Origin of the sequence: Lacibacter sp. MH-610, from assembly GCF_045780045.1 — a bacterium.
Lineage (GTDB): Bacteria > Bacteroidota > Bacteroidia > Chitinophagales > Chitinophagaceae > Lacibacter.
The window spans coordinates 554462-571342 of the sequence record NZ_CP116002.1 but is presented as its reverse complement, the minus strand read 5'-3'; the positions used below and the strand labels follow the sequence as shown (position 1 = coordinate 571342).

22 protein-coding genes are annotated in these 16881 nt (G+C 42.4%); 10 read left to right on the top strand and 12 right to left on the bottom strand.

Annotation, left to right across the window (positions count from 1 at the left end; translation table 11 throughout):
* Positions 1–17: 17 nt before the first annotated feature.
* Positions 18–1847 carry a cytochrome-c peroxidase gene (locus PDL71_RS02635; protein WP_407524924.1) on the top strand — a complete coding sequence of 610 codons (1830 nt, stop codon included), beginning with the start codon at positions 18–20 and terminating at the stop codon, positions 1845–1847.
* Here PDL71_RS02635 and PDL71_RS02630 read toward each other — a convergent pair.
* Positions 1837–2253 (bottom strand): ubiquinol-cytochrome c reductase iron-sulfur subunit, encoded by a 417-nt coding sequence (locus PDL71_RS02630; RefSeq protein WP_407524921.1) that lies wholly within the window; start codon positions 2251–2253, stop codon positions 1837–1839. The two genes, PDL71_RS02635 and PDL71_RS02630, sit on opposite strands and share 11 nt — an antisense overlap.
* A 223-nt stretch (positions 2254–2476) precedes the next feature.
* Between PDL71_RS02630 and PDL71_RS02625 the strand changes: the two genes are divergently transcribed.
* On the top strand, positions 2477–2698 hold the full coding sequence (locus tag PDL71_RS02625) for a nucleotidyltransferase family protein (protein WP_407524919.1): 222 nt from the start codon (positions 2477–2479) through the stop codon (positions 2696–2698).
* Positions 2691–3047 (top strand): DUF86 domain-containing protein, encoded by a 357-nt coding sequence (locus PDL71_RS02620; protein ID WP_407524916.1) that lies wholly within the window; start codon positions 2691–2693, stop codon positions 3045–3047. Before PDL71_RS02625 ends, PDL71_RS02620 begins: the two co-directional genes overlap by 8 nt.
* A gap of 222 nt (positions 3048–3269) precedes the next feature.
* On the opposite strand, the gene PDL71_RS02615 is transcribed toward PDL71_RS02620, so the two are convergent.
* Positions 3270–3989: a hypothetical protein gene (locus PDL71_RS02615; protein WP_407524914.1), complete on the bottom strand. Its 720-nt coding sequence runs from the start codon at positions 3987–3989 to the stop codon at positions 3270–3272.
* A gap of 194 nt (positions 3990–4183) precedes the next feature.
* Between PDL71_RS02615 and PDL71_RS02610 the strand changes: the two genes are divergently transcribed.
* Positions 4184–5227 (top strand): NAD(P)-dependent alcohol dehydrogenase, encoded by a 1044-nt coding sequence (locus PDL71_RS02610; protein WP_407524911.1) that lies wholly within the window; start codon positions 4184–4186, stop codon positions 5225–5227.
* A gap of 187 nt (positions 5228–5414) precedes the next feature.
* Here the strand turns inward: PDL71_RS02610 and PDL71_RS02605 are convergent, their stop codons facing one another.
* Positions 5415–6353, bottom strand: a complete 939-nt coding sequence (locus PDL71_RS02605; protein WP_407524908.1) for an aminotransferase class IV — start codon at positions 6351–6353, stop codon at positions 5415–5417.
* Positions 6354–6439: 86 nt separating this feature from the next.
* Here PDL71_RS02605 and PDL71_RS02600 point away from each other — a divergent pair, with 86 nt between their 5' ends.
* A complete protein-coding gene (locus PDL71_RS02600; protein ID WP_407524906.1) occupies positions 6440–6634 on the top strand; it encodes a hypothetical protein in 195 nt (64 codons plus the stop codon).
* A gap of 77 nt (positions 6635–6711) precedes the next feature.
* Here PDL71_RS02600 and PDL71_RS02595 read toward each other — a convergent pair whose 3' ends face one another.
* The gene (locus PDL71_RS02595; protein ID WP_407524903.1) at positions 6712–7869 is read right to left on the bottom strand and encodes an exo-beta-N-acetylmuramidase NamZ domain-containing protein; all 1158 of its coding nucleotides are present in this window, start codon (positions 7867–7869) and stop codon (positions 6712–6714) included.
* Between the two features lie 184 nt (positions 7870–8053).
* Between PDL71_RS02595 and PDL71_RS02590 the strand changes: the two genes are divergently transcribed.
* Positions 8054–8314 (top strand): hypothetical protein, encoded by a 261-nt coding sequence (locus PDL71_RS02590; protein ID WP_407524900.1) that lies wholly within the window; start codon positions 8054–8056, stop codon positions 8312–8314.
* Positions 8315–8438: 124 nt separating this feature from the next.
* Here PDL71_RS02590 and PDL71_RS02585 read toward each other — a convergent pair whose 3' ends face one another.
* The 3 genes from PDL71_RS02585 to PDL71_RS02575 form a co-directional block, all read right to left on the bottom strand.
* Positions 8439–9653 carry a PQQ-binding-like beta-propeller repeat protein gene (locus PDL71_RS02585; RefSeq protein WP_407524897.1) on the bottom strand — a complete coding sequence of 405 codons (1215 nt, stop codon included), beginning with the start codon at positions 9651–9653 and terminating at the stop codon, positions 8439–8441.
* Between the two features lie 268 nt (positions 9654–9921).
* Positions 9922–10401: a GNAT family N-acetyltransferase gene (locus tag PDL71_RS02580; RefSeq protein WP_407524894.1), complete on the bottom strand. Its 480-nt coding sequence runs from the start codon at positions 10399–10401 to the stop codon at positions 9922–9924.
* A gap of 74 nt (positions 10402–10475) precedes the next feature.
* A complete protein-coding gene (locus tag PDL71_RS02575; RefSeq protein WP_407524891.1) occupies positions 10476–10829 on the bottom strand; it encodes an arsenate reductase family protein in 354 nt (117 codons plus the stop codon).
* Between the two features lie 56 nt (positions 10830–10885).
* Between PDL71_RS02575 and PDL71_RS02570 the strand changes: the two genes are divergently transcribed.
* Genes PDL71_RS02570 through PDL71_RS02560 form a run of 3 tightly spaced genes read left to right on the top strand, consistent with a single transcriptional unit; the run spans position 10886 to position 12888 of the window.
* Positions 10886–11395, top strand: a complete 510-nt coding sequence (locus tag PDL71_RS02570) for an RNA polymerase sigma factor (RefSeq protein WP_407524888.1) — start codon at positions 10886–10888, stop codon at positions 11393–11395.
* The gene (locus tag PDL71_RS02565; protein WP_407524885.1) at positions 11385–12020 is read left to right on the top strand and encodes a hypothetical protein; all 636 of its coding nucleotides are present in this window, start codon (positions 11385–11387) and stop codon (positions 12018–12020) included. The genes PDL71_RS02570 and PDL71_RS02565 overlap by 11 nt, the downstream gene beginning before the upstream one ends.
* Positions 12021–12036: 16 nt before the next feature.
* Positions 12037–12888: a TraB/GumN family protein gene (locus PDL71_RS02560; RefSeq protein WP_407524882.1), complete on the top strand. Its 852-nt coding sequence runs from the start codon at positions 12037–12039 to the stop codon at positions 12886–12888.
* Positions 12889–13019: 131 nt separating this feature from the next.
* Here the strand turns inward: PDL71_RS02560 and PDL71_RS02555 are convergent, their stop codons facing one another.
* From PDL71_RS02555 to PDL71_RS02545, 3 genes are all read right to left on the bottom strand, one after another.
* Entirely contained in the window at positions 13020–13754 is a 735-nt protein-coding gene (locus tag PDL71_RS02555) for an esterase family protein (protein ID WP_407524879.1), read from the bottom strand.
* Between the two features lie 102 nt (positions 13755–13856).
* Positions 13857–14060 (bottom strand): hypothetical protein, encoded by a 204-nt coding sequence (locus tag PDL71_RS02550; protein ID WP_407524876.1) that lies wholly within the window; start codon positions 14058–14060, stop codon positions 13857–13859.
* Positions 14061–14071: 11 nt separating this feature from the next.
* A complete protein-coding gene (locus tag PDL71_RS02545; RefSeq protein WP_407524873.1) occupies positions 14072–14599 on the bottom strand; it encodes a ferritin in 528 nt (175 codons plus the stop codon).
* Positions 14600–14737: 138 nt separating this feature from the next.
* Here PDL71_RS02545 and PDL71_RS02540 point away from each other — a divergent pair, with 138 nt between their 5' ends.
* Complete coding sequence (locus tag PDL71_RS02540) at positions 14738–15334, top strand: NifU family protein (RefSeq protein WP_407524870.1); 597 nt, start codon at positions 14738–14740, stop codon at positions 15332–15334.
* 116 nt (positions 15335–15450) lie between these two features.
* Here the strand turns inward: PDL71_RS02540 and PDL71_RS02535 are convergent, their stop codons facing one another.
* Together PDL71_RS02535 and PDL71_RS02530 are read right to left on the bottom strand one after the other, a co-directional pair.
* Complete coding sequence (locus tag PDL71_RS02535; protein WP_407524867.1) at positions 15451–16572, bottom strand: saccharopine dehydrogenase family protein; 1122 nt, start codon at positions 16570–16572, stop codon at positions 15451–15453.
* Positions 16573–16625: 53 nt separating this feature from the next.
* On the bottom strand, positions 16626–16829 hold the full coding sequence (locus PDL71_RS02530) for a hypothetical protein (protein ID WP_407524865.1): 204 nt from the start codon (positions 16827–16829) through the stop codon (positions 16626–16628).
* Positions 16830–16881 lie beyond the last annotated feature (52 nt).

The window sequence follows — 16881 nt, the reverse complement described above, 5'->3', positions numbered from 1 at the left end:
TGTAATAAAATGAACGCATGAAGAAAAGTACATTACTTGTTTTCCTGTTTATGATTGCAGGAAGCGCTTTACTGGTGTGTCAATGCAATACCAAACAAACAGAAGCGGATGCAGCACGTGTAGAAGTGCTGGCCGGTATTGAACAACTGCAGCAATTTTTAAAAGATACCCTGCTGCCTTTGGCCACAGCAACGGAGAGCAGTGAAGCATTGCAGCAAACTTTCCGCAAGGCCCGCCGTCAATACAAAGAAATAGAATGGGCGGTGGAATATTTTATGCCTACTACATCAAGGTTTGTAAACGGACCGGCACTGGATGAACTGGAGCTGGAAGAAAACAAAGCCGTACCGCCGGAAGGGTTCCAGGTAATAGAAGAATTGATCTATCCTTCCTTTGATACCAACAACCGGGAAGAACTCATCCGTAATCTTAAAATCATGACAGGTACCTGTGAACGGATGAAACAACATTTCAACGCTATCAGCTTTTCAAAAGAACAGGTGATGGATGCCATGCGTTTGCAACTGTACCGCATCATTACATTGGGCATTACCGGTTTTGATATGCCGGTGGCATTAGGCGGCTTGGAAGAACTGCCTGTAAGTTTAAACAGTTTAAAACAGTTGCTGCAAACATCTTTAAGCCCGGTGCAAAGTAAAAATGAATCCCTCTTCAGTGAGTTGCTGGCTCAGTATGAAAAAGCCATTACCTTTTGCAGCAAGCCGGTTTCATTTAATGATTTTAACCGTGCTTTATTTATCACACAATACATCAACCCGCTGTGTGAGCAATTACACCGTTACCAGCAGGAGGAACAAATTGCTTTTGTACAGGACGGAAGGGTTTATAAAACAGAGGCAGCTACTTTGTTTGATGCTGATGGTTTTGATGTAAACGGATTTACACCGGCACCGGAATATATTTTTACTAATGAAAAAGCAAGATTGGGTGAACGTTTGTTTTACGATAATATTCTTTCCGTGAACAATAACCGCAACTGCGGCAGTTGTCACCAACCTGAAAAGGCTTTCAGTGATGGATTGAAAACAAGCGCTTCCCTCAACGGTGGTTTTATACAACGCAATTCACCCTCCCTCAGCTATGCAGCTTTACAGCATGGACAGTTCTGGGATATGCGACGCACCGATCTGGAAACACAAAGCGCCGATGTAATTGAGAATAAAGAAGAGATGCATGGATCATTGAAAGAGGTCGTTATCAAACTGGAACAACATAAAGAATATAAAACACTGTTTGCAAAAGCATTTCCCTCCGCTGCTGCTATTGAACCCTGGCAGGTGCAGAATGCACTGGCTTCTTATATCCGTTCTTTAGCAAACTTCAACTCGAGGTTTGATGCGTATATGCGGGGCGATGCGAATGCGATGAATACAGAAGAAGTTCAGGGATTTAATTTATTTATGGGCAAGGCCAAATGCGGCACCTGTCATTTCATGCCTTTGTTTAACGGTACCGTGCCTCCGAATTTTCAAAAAACAGAAAGTGAAGTGCTGGGCACACCGGCTGATGCAGGAGGCACCCAACCGGACAAAGACGAGGGACGGTGGAAGATGCACCCACTACCGCAACTGCTGCAATCCTTTAAAACACCTACGGTACGCAATGCAGCGCTTACCGCTCCTTATATGCACAATGGTGTGTACGGGAGTTTAGAAGAGCTGCTTCAATTTTATAACAAAGGCGGTGGTGAAGGTTTGGGTTTGAAAACAGGCAATCAAACCTTGCCGGCAGATAGCTTAGGATTAACGGCTGCGGAAACCAAAGCGATCATTGCATTTATACATACGTTGAATGATGCACCCAAACCGGCCGTAGTTAAGAAGTGATGAGCAGTTGATTGTTTTGCAAGGTGATGGTATAACGTTTGAGATTATTAAAAGCAGGACCTGTAAGCACCACACCTGTTGCTGAAAATTCACTGCCATGCACAGGGCAGATGAAGCGTGTGGTGGCTTGATCCCAGTAGAGGAGTCCGCCTGCATGGGTGCAGTCTCGTTGCACAGCGGTGAAGGATGCAGGTTGATTGGTAGTAGCCAAACGAACCACGATGATATTATTGCTGATGAGTGTATCGCCGTTATTGAGTAATTGATTGTTGAGGTTGATGGTGAGCAAGGGACCGTTACGCACGGGATATAATTCTTCTTCATTATACCTGGTGCAGGCCGCACAACTAAGGCACACTGCTGTGAGCGCTCCTATTGACTCCTGTAAAAATGTTTTACGGTTCATGTGGTGTCAAAGATGAGGAAGATGTGTTATGGGAGTATTAAGAAGGAAGTAAGAGGTAAGAGGTACGAACTACCTTATGACGGCAGGAAACAGGTATTGTTTATTCACCTCAAGGTTGATTACCTCAATCCATAAAATTCAGTTACTTTGTATAGTGTACACACTGGAACAAATACTGAACATTTTAAGGACTCATAAACCGGAACTGCAACGCAAATACCCTGTGAGCAAATTGGGCGTGTTTGGTTCGTATGCCCGTGGTGAGGCCGGACCCGACAGTGACATAGATATAGCTGTGGAACTGAACGGGAATATGGGCCTGAATTTTGTAGCTATGGCCGATGAAATTGAAGCCCTTTTTGGAATTAAAACAGATGTAGTTCCCCTACGCTCTATAAAACCCAAATACCTTCCTTACGTTCAAAAAGACATTGTGTATGCCTGAACGAAAGCCTTCTTTCATTATTGAAGATATATTAAAATGTATCCGTCACATTCAAACATATACTTCCACAGTTTCCTTTGACGATTTTGCGGCAGATTTTATGATGACTGAAGCTTGTCTTTATAATATCCAGGTAATCGGAGAAGCGGTCACGAAACTACCCGAGGAATTAAAAGAACAGGAAAAACTAATTCCGTGGAAACTTATTAAAGGAATGCGCAACCGTTTAATTCATCAATACTTTGGCACGGATCTTCCTTTGGTTTGGAACGTAATTAAAAATGAGTTGCCCTCTCTTGGTAATGAGTTGGAACGAATACTTGCTCAGCTCAGAGAAAAAGAAAAGTAAGTAAAGCACTATAATTTATTTTACTTTTTTAACCTTTGCTTTATACCGTGTACTATCCCGTCTGCAATGCATCTCTTCTTAAGAACTGAATAGAAAAGTTTACTCTTAATAATTAGACAGGTTCGGTTCGCAGTGTTGTTCCAACAAATGCTTCAATAACCTTTCACCTATACATAAAAAAACCGCAACACGAGGTTGCGGTTGAGCTGAAGGTTGCCGTTGTTATCTGGAACTTAAATCAGCCCGGAAGTATAAGAGTTCGCTCCATGTTTTTTCGATATGATGTTTAACAAAATCCATCCAGCCATCCCATGAGTCTTCTCCGTGAATTTTTTCATAGCGTTCTTTGATGGGCGTGCGGAAACCACTGTTTAATTCTTTCAAACCCTGTTTCAAGCGGTTTACAACGGCAAATTGCGCAGGACCTGAAACAGCAGCCGTATAAACTGCCATGGTAGAACCTCCTGCTTCCCATGCTTTTTTCATTTTCGCTAAGTGCGCCCGTAACTCCGGACCATAACCCTGTTTCTGATAATAATGCGTAATCACAATCTTATCAGAATAATCGCCAATAGCAATCGTGCTCAGCTCTTCCTGGTACACAGAGTAACTGCTTTGCTGCTCCTGTACCAATAAGGGAGCGATGGTTTTGTTCCAGTCGTTGTTATGCTCCGTACCCAGGTTGCCCCGGCTGTCAATCATATCCCAACTGGCAGGGCCTTCAGTAATATGATAACCCCCCACATCAGGACCGGTCTGGATTTCAAAAACCCGCCATTTCCAGTCGCCGGTGTGGTACTTCTGTGAATGGGCAGCAATAGCTTTTTCAAACTCCAGTACTTTATCAATCTTGGGAAACACTCTTGTGGTATTCACCACGTTTTTGTTTTGGCTCCATACTATTACAGGTAACAGCAGAAGCAGGAGAAGGAATTTTCTCATGTCGTTTTGGTTTAGAATGTGAAGAAAGTGAAGGTTACTTAGTTGAGATAGGGGGCGAAGGAAGTATAAGGTAAAGCGTTATTTTACCAAATGCAATGTTTTGAGAAAATAATTCAGCCTGATTTTCCAGATGTTGCTGTTTCTCAACCAAATGCCATTACCTTTAGCATCATTCCCAAAAACAATCACATTTTATGACTTCCACTAAAGCTTACGGAGGCCTCAGCGCCACTACTCCTCTTGTGCCTCTTACCATTGAACGCCGTGTTCCCGGCCCGCATGATGTACAGATTGAAATCCGGTATTGTGGTGTATGCCACAGTGATTTGCACACCGTTCGCAATGAATGGCATAATGCCGTTTATCCCTGTGTGCCGGGTCATGAAATTGTGGGCATAGTAACAGCGGTGGGCAGTCATGTAAAAAAATTTAAAACGGGTGATAAAGCCGGAGTAGGTTGCCTGGTAGATAGCTGCCGGGAATGTGATAACTGTAAAGAAGGATTGGAGCAATACTGCCACCAGGGACCTACCGGTACTTATGGCGCTCCTGATAAAATAAGTGGTGGTCATACGCACGGAGGTTACAGTGCTTCCATTGTTGTGCATGAAGATTTTGTTTTACATATTGCTGATAACCTGCCCTTAGATGCAGCAGCTCCTTTGTTGTGTGCCGGTATTACAACTTATTCTCCGTTGCGCCACTGGAAGGTGGGCAAGGGCACCAAAGTGGGTGTATTAGGTTTAGGTGGCTTAGGACATATGGGTGTTAAACTGGCAGCAGCCATGGGTGCTGAAGTAACCATGTTAAGTCATACAGCTTCTAAAGAAGCAGATGCAAGGAGATTAGGTGCTCATAAGTTTGTGCTTACTTCTGATGCAGAGCAGATCAAGAGTGTGATGGGTTATTTTGATTTTATACTCGACACTGTATCTGCCGATCATGATTATAATTTCTACCTCGGCTTATTACGCACCAGTGGTGTAATGGTTTGTGTGGGTGCTCCTGCTCAACCGGCTACGGTGCCGGCGTTCAACCTCATCTTTGGCCGTAAGAGTATTGCCGGTTCACTCATTGGTGGATTACCTGAAACACAGGAGATGCTGGACTTCTGTGCACAGCATAACATCGTTTCTGATATTGAGCTCATTCGTATGGACCAGATCAATGAAGCTTATGAGCGACTTCTGAAGAGTGATGTAAAGTACAGGTTTGTGATTGATATGAGCACTTTGTAAGTACGAAGTAAGAAATACAAAGTATAAAATGTAATGAAGAAGATTGATACGTCACCATGCAAAGTAAAAAGGTATTGCAGCCTGTAATGAAGTACAAAAGACAGGGATTTGTATAAATGTTCAGGAGATAGTCACGTCGTCGTACCTCCTCCTCGCTATGACGTGCAAAGAATGGGCATTGAGGCAATTACAGTTGTTGCTCCATCTTCATAAACAATTCCCACATAGCAGCAGCAACAGGACCTGGTGTTCCGTTTTCTATGACTTTATCATTTACACGTAAAACAGGCATCACTCTTTTCGTGGTGCTGGTAAGAAAGATTTCTGAAGCGTGATACAATTCCTCAGGGTGGATATCTCGTTCTTCTGTTGATATAAAAGAAGCAGCCTGCTCCAATACAAATTTTCTTGTCATGCCTTTGAGCATATCACGTGCCGGTGTAACCAATACATTGTTGATCACCGCAAATACATTGGACCTTGGAAATTCCGTGATGCGATTGTTATGATGATACAATACATCATCAGCTTTCTTTTCTTTCAACAAAGGATGCAGCCATACTGCCATTAAATAGTTGATGCTTTTGATATGCGGCAATTCCCTTTGATGTTCATAAGTGATAACAGACAATCCTTTTTGAAACATTTCTTTTGTGGAAGTAACTACAGGATTACAGGTGATGAGTAAGTTAGGCTTGCTGATATGATAAGTATCCGGCGAATATCCACCCGTGAGCAGGAGACGGATGCCCGCTTCTTTGAGCTTTGATTGTTCCATCAATTGATGAATAATGTTACTGAGCTCTTCTTTACTGTATGGCAGCTGCAGGTGCATATTTTCAGCCGAATGAAAAAAACGATCTAAATGATGTTGCAGAAACAAGGGATGTGCGTTCACCGTTCTTAAAAAATCAAACACACCATACCCTCTTTGTATAGAAAGATCAGAACTGTGGAGCACAGCTTCCCCGTTTGAAATAAACCGGTCATTTAAAAAAGCAGGCATCATAAAAAAAGCGGCCCTGTAAAACAGGCTGTTACAAAGAAACAAAAGAATGGGCAGCCGCAGACCCGTAGTGAATTTTTTAGCGGCACTAAATGGAACACTGTATTCTCTGAAAAACATACCGGCTATTACAGGCTGTATGAAACGGGTTGCATAGTTTTAAACCTGATCCGAACAATTATTTGAAAACCCAAAAATCCCATCCTATGTTACTTGATTTTTTAAGTACGTATCCATCCGCTTTTTTTTCAGTGGCACTTACGGTTATTGCCGTAGCCGGACGCTTGATTTTCCTGTACCGTGAAATGCAATCCCTGCACGCCATTGAACTCAGCCCCAAACAAAAAGAAAAAGAAATAAAGCCCAACGGCTATAAGAAACCGTATGCAGATGCGGCTTAATTGCTGCTGGCTGCATTCGTACCCCGTGAACTGAGAAAAGACGTCGCAAGACGTCTTTTTCTTTTAGATGCATTGGATCAATAATATAAAAGATAAGCTTGTATTTGCCGGTACCATTCCTCTGCCACCTGCAGGTTTATTTTTTGACCTGTAACAATTGCTTCAAAAGCATTGGGGAAACCCAGCAGTTTATCTAAATGTTGACTGCCGGAAGGGTTGGCATGAGTTGGATACAAACGTTGCTCCAATTGCTGCGGATACAATGCAGCTATTGTTTGTAATACAGTTACTCCTGTATGCACTGCCTGCAGTTTTGAATGATCGGTAATATGCAGTTGAACACCGTTGCAATTTTCGTTTATATAAGGTGGTGTTACTGCCCGGTAATGTACAGGTTTGAAAGCAACACCGGTTAATTGTAGTGCATTCAGTGCATCACAAAGTTGCGTTGCATGTATCCAGGGAGCACTTAAAACTGTGAAGGAATAGCCGGTTCCTCTTCCTTCATTGAGGTTCACGCCTTCCAACAAACCGGTGCCCGGATAAAACATAGCTGCCCGTATTGTTTGCAATGCCGGCGAGGTAGGTACAAAGCTGAACTCCTTTAAAGCAGTATAGTGCCGTTGATAGTTTTGTACAGGAATCACTTCTATGGTGAGCTGCGGTAATCTTGTAGCAGCAAAGTACAAAGCAAGTTCGCCCAAGGTGCAACTGTGTTTTAAAGGAATATTCCAGCGGCCTGTGAAGGAAGAACAATTTTGCTCCTCTAAAAAAGGACCTTCCGCCTGCTCTATCAATGCGCCCATGGGATTGGGCCGGTCCAGCACGATGAATGGTTTGTTGTATTGTGCACAGGCTTCCATTACATAGGTCATGGTCCAGAGATAGGTATAAAAGCGGCAACCCACATCCGGAATATCAAAGAGTACAAGGTCTGCATCCTTCAAATCTTCTTCTGATGGCGACAGTTTATGGCCGTACAAACTGATTATGGGTAAGCCTGTAGCTGCATCTATGCTGTTTTGCTGGGCGGCACCATCAGCACCTTGTACCGATATGCCATGCTCCGGAGAAAAAAGTGTTGTAAGATGAAACTTATTTTTGAGCAATGACATGCGTGATTGTTCACCCGTTGCAGTAAGGGCAGCGTTGTTGGTAACAAGGGCAATGCGTTGATGGCTGAAACGTTTTGTTGAAAGCAATACATCAATGCCGGTTATAAGAGTTGCAGACATGGAATACAATTTACTTAAAGTCCTGCAGGATTTTATTTTGAAAAAGTTTTAGAGTGAAGAATATAAGTGCGTTTAAAAGCTTAGTGTGAGTCGCAGGAGGTAGTAAAAGGTAAGGTGGTTTAAAAAAACTGAAATCGAATAGTGTAACAAAAAAGGATGGCAGGCTACTAATCAATAAAAAACCATGACCATCATAAAAACCGGCAAGCAGGATACATCACTTACAGTAAACCGTTTACTTTATTCAGGCTTTCTTCTGTTATGCCTTTATTTTCTAGTAAAAGGCGATATAACCGATGCCGCTTCCAACCTGGGGCTTGCTTTAATTTTTGATCCTTTTGCCCCTGCTACCTGGCAGGAGCGCAAAAAATGGCAAAAAGCATGGCTCTTTGTACACGTAACACTGGTGTTTGGTTTGTTTATCGCAGGATTTTTGTGGAAGTAACCACCAACTTCTTATCTCGCCTGCATAACAATGTCACTTATTGCAATTGAAAACTTAATAGTACCTGTTTAACAAAAGCCCCGGCATAGTGCCGGGGCTTTTGCAAACTTCCCGTAAAGAACCCTTATTGAACAACTACTCCCGCATTACCGCCACGGTATGCTTTGTTATAGTTACTCAACACAACAGGTGAACTGTAGATATAATCATCGGCACTGAACTGCCACATGATATCTCCTTTCAGGTTAACAGCATACATGGTTTTACCCACGGTTAAGAACAAAGTGTTGTTAGCTATCACTACAGAAGACATTGCAGCAATGCTTTCTGTTCTGTTATGGAAGGTAATTTGTGCCTGCATACGTCCGCTGCCGGAAATACCGAAATCTTTTTGCCAGAGTATGTTTTCATTGTTCACATCAAAGGCTACCAGTATTCCGTTTTGAGAAAGCATGAACAATTTACCATCGTTTACAGCAGGTGTGTTATAGTAATAATAGAAGCTGCCGCCTTCCGGCATTTGATAGGTGTGTTTTAATGCACCATCAGCAGCATTAAAAGCATAAATCTTATTATTGGTATAATAACCTGCAATAAACAACATACCATTGTTATACACTACAGAAGCATTTTCTACCATTTCGCCTACCATGCGGCTCCATACTTCCATGCCGGTAGCAGCTTTTACAGCACTGAGTTTGCCGCTGCTGCTGAGTATGTAAATAATGCCGTCATTAATAGCCGGGTTATTGTGGTAACATCCTGTATTACTCCGGTATTCCCATTGCTTGATACCATCCTGGCTTACACCAAACAAGTGTCCGCCGCATGTAGCAACTACATACAGATCTTTTACAATGTTGAGTGAGTTGGCATCATAATCGTTCGGCACCATAAATTCTTTTACTGCCACACCACCACCCAATGTATAACCGGTTATCTTTTCAAAATAATCACTGTAATTAGGAACATAGGCTATGTTGTTCATGATTACCGGTGAAGCATAGTAACCTGCATATACATAGTTTTTGGTCCATTTTACAGTACCATCCGGTGTATTAAAGCAGAAAAGCTTTTCATTACCCCTGTCAGCAAATACCACAGCATCCTGTGTTACAGCGGGTGATGAAATATACGAACCACCGGCACCTTCTGTGTTACGTTTCCATAACAACAAACCGGTTTGCGCATTTACTGCATAAAAATTACCGCTTTCGTCATTTACAAATGCAAACTTGTTTTGATCCAACGGAGCAGGCTCTTCCGTTACTGTTTTTTTACATGCGTTCAAAGCCAACAATGCGATCATCAGCCAGAACGCTTTAAACATCGTTTTCATAAACTCCGTTTTAAAGGTTGGCTTGATACAGCGCAGGATACGTTTCTGAAACGTATAGTCCGTTCATCAAGTCTGAATATTGTTTCAAATGGATTTGCCGTAGCAGATGGGTTTACGGAAACTGCCGGTTTGCAATCCTCCAAGCCGGAGTATTCTTTTAAGTCATAGCTGTAAGACTGTTTCAAAGGTACGGTGAGGAACAGGCGATTTCCAAATGATCTTCATCATATAAATAGTAACGCCGTTGAACAGGCGAAGAAACCTGCAGTTATAATAAGCAACTCATCATTACTTCATCCAGGTAACGGTCTTCTGCTTTTTGATAGGTGTATTTGCGGAGAATGCCTTCTTTCAGAAAACCCGCCTTTTCATATACATGCATGGCTTTTTCATTGATGGCCGCAACACTCAGCTCCAAACGCCTGTATCCTTCCGCATCAGCAAATAATTTGATTGCTTCCATGAGTTGTACGCCATAACCATTTCCTGCAAAGGAGGGGTGAATGCCAATACCGCCCACATACAACACATGAGCACTGCGGTGTTCTTCAGGCACCAGTTTGCACATACCCACGGGTATCTCCGCTACTTCAAATACATATAAAACTTTTCTTTCGAGCAGTTCCTGAAAGATGGGTTGAAAATGCACCGCATCCATGGGCTCATACAGTAACCACGGATTGATGGCCGGGTGCATGTAGAGTTCAAAAATGAATTCAAAATCTGCAGTGGTGGCGTGGCGAATCATGTGTTGAAATTATCGAATATAAAAAACGATTGTTGTACTTTTTGGTCTGACGGTCTAAGGGCCGTACCGACCGGTTAAAGCACTGCTTTCTTCAATGCCTCCACTGTTTTCTTTTCGCTGCCGATGAAGATGGATTGGTTGATAATGACTACGGGCCGTTTTAAAAAAGTGTATTCCTCCAGTATGTAGTGGCGGTAGTCTTTTTCTGTAAGCTGTTTATCTTTCAAACCCAGCTCTTTGTACTTTAAAGCACGGCGGCTGAAGAGTGCTTCATAACTGCCGGCCATTTTTTGCATCGCCTCTAACTGGGCAGGTGTTATTTTCTCTACTTTAATATCCTGCATTTCAAAACCTTTTTGAGCAATACCTGTTTCCTTAATAATAGCCTGGCTGGTAGTACAGGTGCCGAGGTGATATATTTTTTTCATCTGCGTAACAAATTTACCTTTCGGGCAACCAATATAACATTAAACTGCTGTTTTAGTTGAAACCAACCGCTGTACAGAACGAATTTTTGGAGATTGTAAACCGCAATCAGGGCATTATCCGTAAGGTATGTCATATGTATGGCCGTGATGAAGTGGGCAAAGAAGATCTGTACCAGGAAATTGTGATTCAACTGTGGAAAGCCTATGGGAGTTTCAGAGGGGAAAGTAAGTTCAGCACCTGGATGTACCGCATAGCATTGAACACCGCCATTTCTGATTTACGCAAACAAAACCGCCGGGTAGACCTGCAGTTTCCTGAGTTTATACCAAGAGAAGAGGCTGATGTAAAAGATGATGCCAAAGAAGAACAGTTAAAACAAATGTATGCGGCCATTCAAAAACTGAGCGATGTAGAAAAAGCGATTGTAATGCTGTACCTGGAAGATAAAAGTTATGAAGAAATGGAAGAGATCCTTGGTATCAGCAATGGCAACCTGCGGGTAAAAATGAACCGTATCAAAGATAAATTGAGAACATTTACAAAGGAGGAAGCTTATGGAACTTGAAGCATTAAAATCAGCATGGAAAGAGGTGGGCAGCAGTGCTGCATCCACTTCACCTGAAGAGCTGGAGCAACTGCTGAGTAAAAAATCTAAGAGCCCTATTGCCAAACTCAAACGCAATTTGTTTTGGGAGTTAATGGTGGTGGTGGTAATGTATGGAGGTACCATTATTTATTACCTCGTACAAAATCAAACCGGTATGTTGTACCTGGCGTTGATGATGGCTGTATTGGGCGCTTTGTACGGATGGTATTACATCACCAAACGCAAACTGCTTTTAAATATGGAATGTGTAACCTGCGAAGTAAAAAGCAACCTGAGTACACAACTGGTAACGCTTGAAAAATTACTAAAGCTGTATTTATGGGCGGGCACCTTACTGGTACCGGTTATTTTAATGCTTTCCGGTATAATTGTTTATTTCACCTCTCCCTTACCAAAGGATGTGCCGCTGAATAAAGAAGCGTTCTTTATTTACTTTTTTATAGCACTGTTTATTATTTCACTGGTATTTACAGTTCCTGTTTTCTTTTTAAACAAATGGTATATCAACCTGCTTTATGGCAGGCATGTAAAAAAATTAAGACAGATTGTAAACGAAATGAATGAACTTCCTTTTAAGAATTAACCAATCCCGGCTTTTCATGAAATCATTTTTTGTATCCCTCCTGCTTTGTGTCGCTCTCTCAGTAAATGCACAAAATGAAAACAGTCTGCTCTGGGAAATCAGCGGCAAGGGTTTGCAGCAACCTTCTTATCTCTTTGGCACTATTCACATGATTTGTAAAGAAGATTTTATCATGTCGCCGGTGGTAGAGCAAAAATTCAGCAAGGCTGCAAAGATTTTCCTGGAAATAGACATAGATGATCCTGCCATGCAAATGAAACTGATGAAACTGGCTGCACTTACCGGCGGACAAAGTCTGAAAAAAATATTTGGTGATGATTATGCACTGGTGGATAGTTTCTTTAAATCAAAACTACAGATGCCGCTTGTTATGTTCAATGGTTTTAAACCCATGATGGTCATGAGTATGTTGTATTTGAAAATGCTGCCCTGCAGCAGCAGTGAATCCTACGAACAATATTTTATGACGCTGGCCAAACAGCAAAAGAAAGATCTGCAAGGACTGGAAACAGTAGAAGACCAGATGAAAGTGTTTGATGATATACCGGATAGTGTGGAAGCCAAAAACATTGTAACAATGATTCGTGACTACGAACAACAACAAAAGCAATTTGCTTCCATGGTGGCAATGTACAAAGAACAGAACCTGAATAAACTGATGCAATCAGTGGAAGGCTCTCCTGATCTGATGAACGCTGAAGAAGCATTGCTCACCCGGCGCAATAACAACTGGATTCCTGTAATGGAACAAAACATGAAAACAGGCAGTTGCTTTTTTGCCGTAGGTGCCGCCCATCTCGCCGGTAAAAACGGTGTGATCGGTTTGTTGCAAAAAGCCGGTTATACGGTGAAAGCGGTGAAGATGTGAGTTTTTTAACACGGAGAAGAAGAGACAAAGAGGTTAAGAAATATAGAGAACAAGCAGAAAGAGAATAGGTCTCTTTCTGCTTGTTTTTTATTTAACTCTCCAGAACTTTGTTGTAAGTTCCTGTTAGTGGTTTACCACAATTTATGTTCAAGATAAACGGGCATCATGGCACGCCATGTGTTCCAGTCGTGTGGCCATTCTTCGCCCCAGATGTCGAGGTTGTAGTTAATACCTTTATCGTATAAAATTTTTGCAAAGCGTCCGCTGCTGGAAGGATCTTCATACGCACCACTGCCGGTAACAATATGAATATGTGGCGAACGACGGATCTGTTCTAAAATTCCATGATCCGTTAAGTTAGGCATATAGTGCATGGGACTGTTGTAGTACACCTGGTCGTCATAATGACCTTTGGTGTATTCCATTAAATCATACACACCACTCATGGCAATGGCACCACTGATTAAATCAGGACGTTTTAAAAAAAGGTTCATGCTGTGCAAGGCACCAAAGGAAGCACCGCTTACATAGATGGGTGTTTCCCAGCTTGTTTTGTTTTTGATATACGGTACTACTTCGTTGTAGATGTATTCATTAAACTGGTTATGACGGATGCCTTTATGCTCACCGGCCATTTCATTGTTAAGCCAGCTTTCTGTGTTAATGCTGTTTACGGAAAACACACGCACTTTGCCCGAATCAATCCATGGTCTGATGGAATCAATCAGTTGAAAACGTTCATACTCTAAGTAATCTGCTGCGGCAGTAGGTACCAGCAATAAAGCAAAACCATAATGACCATAACTCACAATGGGCATGTCTTTACCCAGTGCAGGACTGTACCAACTGAAAATTTCTCTGTTCATAAGCTGAAATGTTTTAACCTCACCCCTCATTCCCCTCTCCAAAGGCAGAGGGGGGGCCGGGCTTTTGTTTGTTTATTGAAAAATAAAAGAACACATCATCAATTAACTTCTTGCTTCTTTGATCTGATTAGTATTGAAACAGACGATGAAGTGTGCGACCCGCCTGTCGGCAGGCAGGCGCAACGATGCTCCATAGCAGTACCCCTGCCGGTTACCTAAGCTACCTCCATCAATCAAAATGAAGTTAAATGAAAAGGATGAAACACCCATATTTTGCGTTTCATCCTTTTGTTCTTTATTCAACAAAGTGGATTGTTTTATTTGCCGCCTTCCGCATCGGCACCGCCACCTTCTGCTGCTGCCAGCCCGGCAATATCACGGTCAAAAAAGTACATGCCACTTTTATCGCCGCCAATGAGTTTCAGTTTGTCCATTACGTTGCGGGCCAGTGCTTCTTCTTCAATCTGCTCACTCACATACCACTGCAAAAAATTATGGGTGGTGTAATCTTTCTCCTTCAAACAGATATCCACGAGTTTGTTGATTTCGTTGCTTACCAGTATTTCATGCTCCAGCACCTGCTGAAACAGTTCTTTTACTCCTTTGTATTTAGCTGATGGGGCAGGCAATGCCGGTACCACACCATGACCGCCCTGCTCATTTACAAACCTCAGCAGTTTGAGCATATGCATGCGCTCTTCATCGCTATGATGAAACAGGAAGGCGGCAATACCTGCATAACCCTCCACTTCGGCCCAACTGGCCATGGCTAAATAAATCTGGCTCGACTCTGCTTCCAGCAGAATCTGTTGGTTGAGTGCTTTTTCAATTTTTGCGTTTAACATATTGTCAATTTAATCCTTCTAAGTTACGATATCAGGAAATAAATGCCCAATCGGAACTGAATCCCCGGGCCGAACAATCGTTGCCCTGCTTTGTTCTTATATTTGCAGTCCTCTTGAAGGAATTTTAAACTGAAAGCTATGATTCAAACAGGTAACCCCGTTATCAGTATTTATACAGAAATGACGCCTAACCCGGAAACAATGAAGTTTGTAGCCAACAAACTCCTTTATCCCGGCAAGAGCATTGATTTCCCGGAAGTATCTGCCGCCGAGGCAAGTCCCCTGGCACAGCAGTTGTTTACATTTCCGTTTGTAAAAGCGGTATTCATTGCCAGCAATTTTGTAACACTTACCCGCACCGGTGAGGATATTGAGTGGCAGGAAGTGATTCCCAGTGTGCGTACGTTTTTAAAAGAATACCTCGAAGCAGGAAATGAAGTGATTGATGAAAGTAAAGTGGTGCAGCCTGCTAAAGAAGAAGTGGTTTTCAGCGGCGATGAGGGTGATGTGGTAAAACGCATCCAGGAAATTTTGGAGAACTATGTAAAACCTGCGGTGGAAATGGATGGTGGCGCTATCCAGTTCAAAAGTTTTAAGGATGGAAAAGTGAACCTGATGTTGCAGGGAAGCTGCAGCGGTTGCCCCTCTTCCATGATTACCTTAAAAGCCGGTATTGAAGGCATGATGAAGCGCATGATTCCGGAAGTGGAAGAAGTGGTGGCGGAAGCGGAGTAAGCGAAGCCCCCATCCTCTGAACGTAAGTTGAGCAACAGTTTAATTGATAGTAAGATCAAGATATTTAAAGCGGAGCGAAAGCTTCGCTTTTTTGTTAGGCTGTGTTTTCTGTGGCTTCATGATTTTACCCAATACACACCATGTTCTTTTAAATACTGCAAAACAAAATCAAAGCATCCTTTATCCTTACCAATCAACTCCGGCGGAAAGACTCCTTTGTGAGTGAACATTTTGTTATTCAGTAAATGAACAGCGGCGGTACAGGTATAACCGGTAGTGCGTGCCATGGAAGAAGTTTGAGAAGTTTCATCAAACGTATCCAACAAATTATACTCGATTCTTTGAAATTGGTTTCCGATATGTCCGTCAACCAGTACACGCATCACTGTTAATTCTTTTTCTGTTTCACCCAGTTTCCATTGTATTAGCAATAACGCTGATGCAAACTGCAGGGGTGAAATGTTCGCACCATGAACATTGATAGGGTCTTCATTAAAAAAGCCGATTTCTTTGAGTTGTGTAATCAATGCTGCATGACCGGGATACCGCATGGTTTTTTCTTTCATGTTGGGAATGGCAGGAAAGTTGAAGAGCAAACTCCGTAAACCATCGGTGTTAAATGCTTCCAGTGTTCCTACCTGCTCAAACTCCATCAACTCACAATCACTTAAAGCAGGTTTAATAACGATATTTCCGTTTTCTTTTAATCGTGCCGGGCGAATGTACTCCTGGATCACATCCACAGGAGAGAAAGGCGCTTTGTATTCAAACGGTTTGGTTCTGATTTTGGGCAAACCGCCTACATACGCTTCAAAATTGCTCACTTCCATTTCTTCGTTATAGCGGCCGAGGATTAAATTGCTCATACCGGGCGCCACACCGCAATCCACAATAGCGGTTACATTATGTTCTTTTGCCAGGTGATCCAGGTGATGTGCATCTTCAGGAAAGAAAGAAATGTCCACTACATTCTTGCCGCACAGAATCACCTGTCGTAATGTAGCAAAGCCCATAAAGCCGGGCACTGCACACACTACCAAATCAAATGGTGCCAGCATGGCTGCATACTGACTGTGTTTTTGCAAATCAGCCTGCTGTGTTTTAATGGAAGGATTTTTTTGCTGCAGCAGTTGCAGATGTTGTGTATGAATATCAAAGGAAGTAACCTCAAAGTTGGTAGCAAGGTCCAGTGCAATGGCACGGCCCACCATACCGGCGCCGAGAACAGCAGTCGTCATAAAACTGAATTTGGTGCAAAGTTCGGGAGAAAGAAGTTGGGAAACAGGAACGATCAGATGCTTTCTAAATCTTTTACTGTTTTTTCATTTTCTGTATTTCCTGTGTTGAGTGTAGTTGCGGGTTCAAACAACATAACCTGTACTTCTTCTCTGGCAACAGGCTTGTGCTCCACACCACGGGGTATGATGATAAACTCTCCTTCATTAATCGTTATTACTTTATCAGTAAAGTGCATATCAAAACTACCCTTCACCACATAAAACAATTCATCTTCCTGTTCATGGTGATGAAATACAAACTCACCTTAA

Bases quoted from the DNA above. Each gene is read 5' to 3' on its own strand.
- PDL71_RS02585 (WP_407524897.1), bottom strand. From the start codon at position 9,653: ATGAAAACGATGTTTAAAGCGTTCTGGCTGATGATCGCATTGTTGGCT.
- PDL71_RS02560 (WP_407524882.1), top strand. From the start codon at position 12,037: ATGAAATCATTTTTTGTATCCCTCCTGCTTTGTGTCGCTCTCTCAGTA.
- PDL71_RS02545 (WP_407524873.1), bottom strand. From the start codon at position 14,599: ATGTTAAACGCAAAAATTGAAAAAGCACTCAACCAACAGATTCTGCTG.
- PDL71_RS02615 (WP_407524914.1), bottom strand. From the start codon at position 3,989: ATGAGAAAATTCCTTCTCCTGCTTCTGCTGTTACCTGTAATAGTATGG.
- PDL71_RS02610 (WP_407524911.1), top strand. From the start codon at position 4,184: ATGACTTCCACTAAAGCTTACGGAGGCCTCAGCGCCACTACTCCTCTT.
- PDL71_RS02635 (WP_407524924.1), top strand. From the start codon at position 18: ATGAAGAAAAGTACATTACTTGTTTTCCTGTTTATGATTGCAGGAAGC.
- PDL71_RS02605 (WP_407524908.1), bottom strand. From the start codon at position 6,353: ATGTTTTTCAGAGAATACAGTGTTCCATTTAGTGCCGCTAAAAAATTC.
- PDL71_RS02580 (WP_407524894.1), bottom strand. From the start codon at position 10,401: ATGATTCGCCACGCCACCACTGCAGATTTTGAATTCATTTTTGAACTC.
- PDL71_RS02555 (WP_407524879.1), bottom strand. From the start codon at position 13,754: ATGAACAGAGAAATTTTCAGTTGGTACAGTCCTGCACTGGGTAAAGAC.
- PDL71_RS02590 (WP_407524900.1), top strand. From the start codon at position 8,054: ATGACCATCATAAAAACCGGCAAGCAGGATACATCACTTACAGTAAAC.
- PDL71_RS02565 (WP_407524885.1), top strand. From the start codon at position 11,385: ATGGAACTTGAAGCATTAAAATCAGCATGGAAAGAGGTGGGCAGCAGT.
- PDL71_RS02535 (WP_407524867.1), bottom strand. From the start codon at position 16,572: ATGACGACTGCTGTTCTCGGCGCCGGTATGGTGGGCCGTGCCATTGCA.
- PDL71_RS02595 (WP_407524903.1), bottom strand. From the start codon at position 7,869: ATGTCTGCAACTCTTATAACCGGCATTGATGTATTGCTTTCAACAAAA.
- PDL71_RS02630 (WP_407524921.1), bottom strand. From the start codon at position 2,253: ATGAACCGTAAAACATTTTTACAGGAGTCAATAGGAGCGCTCACAGCA.
- PDL71_RS02540 (WP_407524870.1), top strand. From the start codon at position 14,738: ATGATTCAAACAGGTAACCCCGTTATCAGTATTTATACAGAAATGACG.
- PDL71_RS02600 (WP_407524906.1), top strand. From the start codon at position 6,440: ATGTTACTTGATTTTTTAAGTACGTATCCATCCGCTTTTTTTTCAGTG.
- PDL71_RS02575 (WP_407524891.1), bottom strand. From the start codon at position 10,829: ATGAAAAAAATATATCACCTCGGCACCTGTACTACCAGCCAGGCTATT.
- PDL71_RS02620 (WP_407524916.1), top strand. From the start codon at position 2,691: ATGCCTGAACGAAAGCCTTCTTTCATTATTGAAGATATATTAAAATGT.